This is a genomic window from Thermoplasmata archaeon, from assembly GCA_035632695.1.
GTDB lineage: Archaea > Thermoplasmatota > Thermoplasmata > RBG-16-68-12 > RBG-16-68-12 > RBG-16-68-12.
On the sequence record DASQGG010000016.1, the window covers coordinates 1 to 7,941 of the forward strand.

Annotated in this window: 6 protein-coding genes and 1 riboswitch; all 6 genes read right to left on the reverse strand. The window is 67.3% G+C overall.

The window, feature by feature from the left end:
- A partial coding sequence (locus VEY12_00850) for a DNA topoisomerase I (GenBank protein HYM38680.1) occupies positions 1–2,289 on the reverse strand: 2,289 nt, incomplete at its 3' end.
- A gap of 130 nt (positions 2,290–2,419) precedes the next feature.
- Positions 2,420–2,566, reverse strand: a complete 147-nt coding sequence (locus tag VEY12_00855) for a hypothetical protein (protein ID HYM38681.1) — start codon at positions 2,564–2,566, stop codon at positions 2,420–2,422.
- A gap of 393 nt (positions 2,567–2,959) precedes the next feature.
- Complete coding sequence (locus tag VEY12_00860; protein ID HYM38682.1) at positions 2,960–4,330, reverse strand: FAD-dependent oxidoreductase; 1,371 nt, start codon at positions 4,328–4,330, stop codon at positions 2,960–2,962.
- 100 nt (positions 4,331–4,430) lie between these two features.
- A complete protein-coding gene (thiE, locus tag VEY12_00865; protein HYM38683.1) occupies positions 4,431–5,039 on the reverse strand; it encodes a thiamine phosphate synthase in 609 nt (202 codons plus the stop codon).
- Between the two features lie 50 nt (positions 5,040–5,089).
- Positions 5,090–6,163 carry an AIR synthase family protein gene (locus VEY12_00870; protein HYM38684.1) on the reverse strand — a complete coding sequence of 358 codons (1,074 nt, stop codon included), beginning with the start codon at positions 6,161–6,163 and terminating at the stop codon, positions 5,090–5,092.
- Entirely contained in the window at positions 6,160–7,569 is a 1,410-nt protein-coding gene (locus VEY12_00875) for a cytosine permease (GenBank protein ID HYM38685.1), read from the reverse strand. The genes VEY12_00870 and VEY12_00875 overlap by 4 nt, the downstream gene beginning before the upstream one ends.
- 30 nt (positions 7,570–7,599) lie before the next feature.
- Positions 7,600–7,707: riboswitch (TPP riboswitch) on the reverse strand.
- Positions 7,708–7,941: the final 234 nt, after the last annotated feature.

Genomic DNA, 7,941 nt, shown 5'->3' on the forward strand with positions numbered 1-7,941 from the left:
CCCGTTTTTCGCGGGGCACTCCATGTTCAGGCACAAAATCCACGGTGGGCGGCCGCGCATGCTCACCTTGACCACGGGGTGGCCGCAGGCCTTGCATCGGTCCGGCGTCGGGATGATGAGCCCTCGGCCCGGGAGCGGATAGGAGTTCTTGCAGTCCGGATAGTTCGAGCAGCCTACGAACCGCTTGCCGTAGGATCCGTGGCGGATGTTGAGTTCGCCCGTCCCGCACTTGTCGCACTTCCCGATGAAGTTCTTCTCCCGCACGGTCGGGCAGTCCGAGGCCACGCAGAACATCGTCGTGCGGCCGCGGTCCGTGAGCCTGATCAACGGCGACCCGCACTCGGGGCAGTTCTGCTCCGCGCTCTGGATGACCCCCATCTGGGGCAGCGGGTGTGTGTTCCGGCACAGCGGGTAGCGATCGCACCCCAGGAACCGCGTCCCGCGGCGCGATCGGATCACGACGAGGTTGCCCTCCTTGCACACGTTGCACTTGCCGATGTAGTTCTGCTCGCGGAGGGCCGCGGCGATCTCCTGGCCGATGGCCTCCCGGTTCTTCTCGAGCGTGTCGAGGATCTCCGTGAGCATCTCCTGGGAGTTCTGGACGACGACCTTGGGCTCCAGGACGCCGCGGGCGATGCTCTCCATCTCCTCCTCAAGGTGGGCCGTCATCTCGGGCTGTGTGATCCGCTCCGCGTGGTCCTCGAGCGCCTGGATCACGGCACGGCCGCTCGTCGTGGGCGCGGGGTACTTCCCCTCGATGAACTTCCGGTCGGAGAGCTTCTTGATGATCTCGTGCCGTGTGGACTTGGTCCCGAGCCCGAGCTTCTCCATCTCCTGGATCAGAGAACCCTCCGAGTATCGCGCGGGAGGCTTGGTACGGTCCGCGCGCACCTCGACGGGTCCCACGCGGTCCACCTGTTCCTGCACGAGGAGGACGGGCAAACGCGCCTCGCGGATCTGCCAGTACGGGTAGTACTTGCGCCAGCCCAGGGACCGCATCAGGTAGCCCTGGGCCTTGAACGCCTGGCCCGCGAGGTCGATTTTCGCCTCCGAGGCGAGGGCGACCGCGTTCGGCGCGACGGTCGCGAAGAACCGGCGGACAACGAGCTCGTAGATGCGCCAGTGGTCCTCCCGCTTGATCTTCTCCCGCGTGGCGCCCGCCACGGGGTAGATGGGCGGGTGGTCCGTGGCCTGCGTCCGCCCGCGGCTCGCCCGGATGTGCTCCTGGGCGGCGAGCTCCTTGGCCTCCTCGACGAACGGGGAGTCGACCAGCTTCTCGAGGACGGAACGCAGGTTCACGGTGGACGGGTACACCGTGTTGTCCGTGCGAGGGTAGGAGATGAATCCGCCCTGGTACAGGTCCTCGGCGATCTTCATCGCTTGGGCAGCGCCGAAGCCGAGTCGGTTCGCCTCGGCCACGAACATGGTCGTGTTGAAGGGCGGGGGAGGATGCTCTTCGCGTTCGTTCTGGAAGTACTCGAGGACCGTGCCCTTGGCCGCGGTCTCGGCCTGCCGCTGGGCCGCTTCCGCCTCGCGATGGGCCCAGAACGGACCGTGCTCGTGGTCGGCCTCGAACTCGGTGGGCGTCCCGTCCACGGGCTTCGTGAACTTGGCGTGCAGGGTCCAGTAGTCCTCGGGGACGAAGTCCTCGATCTCGCGCTCTCGGTCGACGATCAGCGCGAGCGTAGGGCTCTGGACGCGGCCCACGGAGAGGAAGTCCTTGCCCACCTGCTTGGACGCCAAGGAGAGGAAGCGGGTCAGGACCGCGCCCCAGGCAAGGTCGAGGGACTGCCGCGACTCCGCGGATGCCGCAAGGGGGAAGTCCACGTCGGCGAGCTCGGCGAAGGCGCGTTCGATGTCCCACTTCGTGAGGGCGCTGAACCGCGCACGCTTCACGCGGACGTCGGGCTTCGCGGACTTGATCAGGTCGAGCGCCTCGACGCCGATGAGTTCGCCTTCGCGGTCGAAGTCCGTCGCGATGACGACCTCGTCCGCCTGAGCGCCGAGCGTCTTCAGGGCCGCGGCGATCTTCCCTGCGGTCACCACCTTCTGGGGGTCCGCCCAGATCAGTTCCTTGAGGTCCGTCCGCTGCCAGTCGTTGAGCGCTTCGGGGTAGTCCAGATTGAGGATGTGACCGCGAAGGCCGATGACCTGGACGTGGTCGTTGCCCTTGGACCAGCTGAAGACCGTGGTGCCGTCCACGGAGGACCGTTTCGCCTTCCCGTCGCTCAGGATGGTAGCGATGCGCACCGCGGCGTTGAACTTCTCGGTGACGATGAGTTGCCGCACGACCCTCGTCGCACGCGAGGGGCCCTATTTAACGATTTGGCGGTGAGTTGTGGGACTCGCTGGCCTCCATGTACGGAAGCGCTTCTCCACGCGCGTGCGCGCGCGTTTCCGTCGCGTGGATTCGGCGGCGCTACCAGCGGTTCAGGGGCTTCAGCATCTCGAACGCGGCAATCATGGCATCGGCAAGATCGCTCTCGACGGTTCGTTTCTTCCCGTGGAGCTGACCTCGCCCGCACGAGGCGCAGACGAGCCCTGGGCCTTGAACTTCCACCGCCACCCGATAATGGCCTTCGGTGTCCACGTCCGACCCAATCGACACCGGGCGAACGGATGCCGCGTCGAGGGGAGCTCCACAGGTTTGGCAGGTCGGGGGCCGTCCGAGCGCGCCGCCAATCCCAATAGGAGTCGCCTCTTGGACCGCTAACAGAAGAGAGATGGGCCACTCCACGGAGACGAATGCGTTGGACCGACAGGATTGGCATTCGTAGTATGGGAAGCTCGAGAGGGCAATGTGAATGCCGTGCGCCGTTCCCTCGATCCGAGGGGCGGTCGTGAATGTCATGGTCGACTTGCACTTCTTGCAGTTCAAAGGACGTCGCCAGCGTGGAACATTCGCGGACGGTTTAGAGCTTGCGGCGCGCCCCGTCCCCGCGAGATTTCCGTCGCGCGCTCAGGAGGCTTTGTTCCTGATCGTGAGCATGAACGCGTCCATGGCCAGCGCCGCACGCTTGCCCGCCGCCATCGCGTGCACGACGCTCGCGCCGCCGCCGGCGTAGACCCCCGGGCGTTTCGTCGCGCCCGTCTGCGGGTCCGCCTGGAGCGTGCCGTCCTTCGCGAGCGTGACTTCCAGATCCTTGGGGAGAATCTCGAGATCCGCCTCCTGGCTCACCGCGAGGATGGCCGCGTCGCACGGCATCGTGATCGGCGGGGTCTTCGCGGGAATGGGCCTGCGCCGGCCGCTCTCGTCGGGCGGGCCGAGTTCCATGGGCTGCAGCTCGATTCCTTCCAGGCGCTTGGTTCCCTGGAAGCGCACAGGTGCGACGAGGAACTGGAACCTCACGCCCTCGTCCATGGCCTCCCTGACCTCCTGGTCGTCGGCAGGCATCTCCTCCCGACTACGGCGGTACAGGACCGTGACCTCCTCCGCGCCGTGGCGGAATGCAGACCGTGCCGAGTCCATGGCGACGTCGCCGCCGCCAATGACGACCACGTGGGGCCGGATGGACTTGCGCTCGCCGCGCTTGGACTCCTTGAGGTACGCGAGCGCGGAGTACACGCCGTCCAGGTTCTCCCCGGGGAACCCGAGGCCGCGAGACTTGTGCGTCCCGATGCTCACGAAGATCGCGTCGAACTCGAGGCTCAGGTCGTCCAGGTCGAGCGCTTTGGGGAACTCCGCGTGGAAGACGAAGTGCACGGGGAGGTTCGCGAAGCGCGCCATGTCTTCCTGGAAGGTCTCGTCCGTCAGGCGGTACGCGGGGATCGTGCCGGTCATCAGGCCGCCGAGGCGGTCCGAGGACTCGAACACGGTCACGTCGTAGCCCCGTTGGCCGAGGACCCAGGCGTTCATCAGGCCTGCAGGACCGCCGCCGATCACCGCGACCTTCATCCCGTTCGTCGGGACGACGGGCGCATACGGGCTCGCGGGGTCCGCGTACATGAGCGCGGCCTGTTTCAGGTGCCGGACCGCGATCGCCTCGCCGCGCTTCGTGATCGGGCAGACCCGTTCGCAGTAGTGGTAGCACACGTCGCCGAGGCATGAGGCCAGCGGGTTGTCGCGCAGGATGAGATCGCGAGCGCCGTTGAAGTCCTCCGCGGCCATGAGCTTGATGTAGCCGCGGGCGTCCTGGCGGATGGGGCATTCGTCCACGCACCACGGCTTGCCGCACTGGATGCAGCGCTGGGCCTCGAGGACGGCCTCCTCGCGGGTGTAGGGGATCAGCGCCTCGACGAACGCGCCGCGGCGCTCCATCGGATCGTTCTCGTGAATGGGCGTCCGCTTCGGGTTGAGGGGGCTCTTCTTGGGAGGCCTCTGCTCGGGCATGGAGATCGGCTCCTCTCTCGCCGTGGGGCACCCAAGAACGCTCCGAAAGGAGAGTAATGATAATGCGGGTTCTCCGAGGCCCACCCGCGACGCGTCCCCGTCAGGGGGAGCGACCCTTCAGGAACGCATCCCGGAGCTCCTCGGCGGCCCGTCGTGGGTCCGCGGCGTCCATGATCGCGGAGACCACCGCGACACCCGCGACGCCGTGCCTCGCGAGCTGCCCCGCGCGCGGTGCGGTGATGCCGCCGATGGCGAAGACGGGAAGCCGGGTCCGTCGGACCACGGCGTCCAGGACGTGCAATGGGAACTCGGGTTCGTCCGGTTTCGTGGGGCTTGGGAAGAACGGTCCGATGCCCAGGTAGTCGGCGCCGGCGGCTCCCGCCGTCTGCTCCTCGCCCGGTTTCCCGTAGACCGTGACCCCCACGAGGGCCGCGGGTCCGAGGAGCGCGCGCGCGATCCGCGGCGAGGGGTCGTCGCGCCCGACATGGACCCCGTCCGCGGCGAAGCGCTTGGCGATCTGCGGATCGTCGTTCACGAGGAGGGGCACGCGATGACGATGGCAGAGGTCCCTCAGTGCGGGACCGGCGTCCTCGCGTTCCGCCGCCGAGAGTTCGTGCTTGTCGCGGAACTGGACCAGGGAGACGCCGCCTTCCAGGGCCGCCTCGACGATGGCCAGGAGCGTGGACACGGGACGCTTGGGCGAGGTCACCAGGTAGACGCCACTCAGGTTCCACTGCCCTCGACGGCTTGGCTCCGCGCTCAGACGATCTCCCCGGACAGGGCCCGACTGAAGGCGACCCAGAACGGATCCCGCTCCGGTGGCCCGAAGACCCGTCCTCGGTCCCGGCAGGGTCCACCCCGCTTCGTGAAGGCCCCGATGTCCACGGCAAGGATTCCCTTGCGTTTCAACCTCGCGATGACCCGATCGCTCGAGTCAGGGTGGACCGCGAGGAGGAGGGTTCCCTCGCTGATCGCGTCCAGCGGCTCCATGGAAAAGAGGCGGCAGACTTCGGTCACGGCGGGATCGATCGGCACCTTCGTGAGGTCGACGTCCACGCCGAGGCCCGAGGCCTGGGACATCTCCCAGACCGCGTTCCGCACGCCGCCCTCCGTGGCGTCGTGCATGGCCCACACGCCTTCCTTGCGGAGGCCCGCCCCCTCCACCGCGGTCAGCGCGTCGTCGACCGTGCTCATGGACTCGAACAGGGCTTGAGCACGCGCGGTGCTCGCAGGAGACAGATGGCGTGCAGTAAGCTCGCCGAACGTATTCGCCAGGATGGCGGTCGCCTCCAGGGCCGCGGTCTTCGTGACCAGGAGACGGTTCCCGGGTCGCGCCATGTCCGAAGTCACCCAGCCGTTGGCGGGGGCGACCGCGAGGAAGGTGGCGCCGCCCACCATGGGGTATGCGCACCCCTCGTATCGACCCGTGTGGCCCGTGACCACGGCGGTCCCGTACTTCTTGCTTTCGCGGTCCATGACCTTGAGCATCCTCTCGATCTCCTCGTCCTCGATGTCCATGGGGAGGTTCCAATCCATCGTGGCGTACTGGGGCGCCACGCCCGACGTCGCGAGATCGGACGCCAAGATGTGGAAGGCGAACCAGGCGGCCCGCTCCCACCCGTACGGCGGGACGATGTAGATGGGGTCCGTGGTCAGGATCATCGCACGGCCGCCTGGCAGCCGCACGACACCTACGTCGACGCCATTCGCGGGCCCCTTCGTGACGTCCGTGCGCCGCGCACCCAGGCGGTGGGCGATCACGTTCTCGAAGAAGGCTCGGCTAATCTTGCCCATGGGATACTTGGGCTTGCCTGGAGACGCGGTCTCGGTCATGGATCGACCTCCGTGGATTCGGACGGGCCCGCGGCGCCCCGCGCCACGTGCGTGAGTCGCGCCTCCCGCGACGCGAGGGCATAGAAGAGGAGCGCGGCGACGAGGAAAGAGACCAGGTCGCTTATGTCGAGACCGCCCATCGCCGCGGACGCGGGCCCGAGGAACGCGGGCTGGTCCATGAAGGGAGTGGCCAGCAGGACGGCCAACGCATACGCGACGATGGCCGAGGCTCTCCAGGGACGCGCGCGGTCTGGAGAGGATTCCGTCCCGCGGGGCGAGAGCACGAAGAAGGACACGAGGATGATTGCCGTCCAGGGCGCAATCCAGTACTCCACGAAGAAGAGCCAGCTCTCGTAGAACGCGGACCCACGTGCGCCTCCAAGGATGGCCAGGATCGTAGCGATGGCCCCGCCCACCAGGACGGAGGACCACCGCCTCACGGGCACGTCGAGGGCGAGGAGAGAGAGTCCGCTCGAGTACAGATTGGGCGCGTTCGCCGCCAGGAGGTTCACCACGAGGAGCAGGAGGAGTGGTCCGACGGTCGCGTCGCCGAAGGCGTGCGCGAACACGGCGACGGGGTCGCCCAGATAGCCCAGGGAGGTCGACAGGAGCGCGCCGATCGTCTCGACCCACACGCACGCCGCGGCCATGCCCAGGAAGGCCGGGAGGACGATGCTGCGCCGCGGCGTCTCCTCGGGAAGGTACCGCGAGAAGTCCGCCGCGTAGGGAGCCCAGCTCAGCGGGATGGACGCGGCCAGGATGATCATGAACGCGATGCCGACCAGGCCACCGCCCGCGGGCGCATACGCGGAGGTAGACGCGTCCTGCAGGGAGACCACGGTCATCGCGGCGAACACCACGACGAGGATGAGGGCCATGGCCTGCTCGAAGCGGTGCAGGAGGTTGTGGCCGTAGAGAGCCACGATGATCTGAATCGTGGCGAACACGGCGACGCCCGCGACGAACGGGATGGCGGGGAGGAACTCGCTCAGGGCGAGACCGCCTAGGATGAAGGTTACCGCGCTCCACCCCGTGGTGGAGAACCAGTTCAGGGCCGCGGGGATGTACGCACCGCGACGCCCGAACGCGCCGCGCGAGTGGGCGATCTGCGGGTAGCCCGTCGCGGGCCCGATGGCGCTCAGGAGGGCGAACGGCGCGGCCCCGAGGATTGTGCCGAGCACGATGCCCGCGATCGCGAGTCCCATGGGCAGCGCAAAGACCGTGATGCCCAGAAACCCCACGAGGAAGCTGTACAGGGTCACGTTGGCCCCGAACCAGAAGGGGAACAGTTTCCATGGGCGGCCGTGGCGTTCGCGTTCCGAGATGCGTTCGATGCCGAAGGGTTCGACCTTCAGGGTCTTCTCGCCGTAGTCGACCGAGCCGTCTGGCTTGGGGTGGTTCGTCATCGTCTGGGAGACTCCTCAGGGTCCCCAGGCTGAAAAGCGCCTCGTGTTCCCTACGCCCGCATGACCGGGATCAGGTTCCAAGGGTCTATCCCTCACTTGGGATACTCTCAGCCCTTCTGGGCTCCCCGGAATGGGCAGCCGCGACCGCTATTTCAACGTTCTCCACTCGGAAGACGTGCGACGTATCTCGGAATCAGCCCCGGGGTTCCGCGCGTCTCACGGGTTCGCGGTCTCGCTGCCGGGAGTGCAACACGATTCCTGTGAGGCTGACCGCCACCACAACGACCAATCCTGTCTCAAAGGCATAGAAGGGCAGCCCGCTCGCAGGGGGAGAGGACAGTCCCAGCAAGATTCGGATCATCCCGACCAGGG

Excerpts from the sequence above, each read along its gene's own strand:
- VEY12_00875 (HYM38685.1), bottom strand. The coding sequence starts at position 7,569 with ATGACGAACCACCCCAAGCCAGACGGCTCGGTCGACTACGGCGAGAAG.
- VEY12_00860 (HYM38682.1), bottom strand. The coding sequence starts at position 4,330 with ATGCCCGAGCAGAGGCCTCCCAAGAAGAGCCCCCTCAACCCGAAGCGG.
- VEY12_00870 (HYM38684.1), bottom strand. The coding sequence starts at position 6,163 with ATGACCGAGACCGCGTCTCCAGGCAAGCCCAAGTATCCCATGGGCAAG.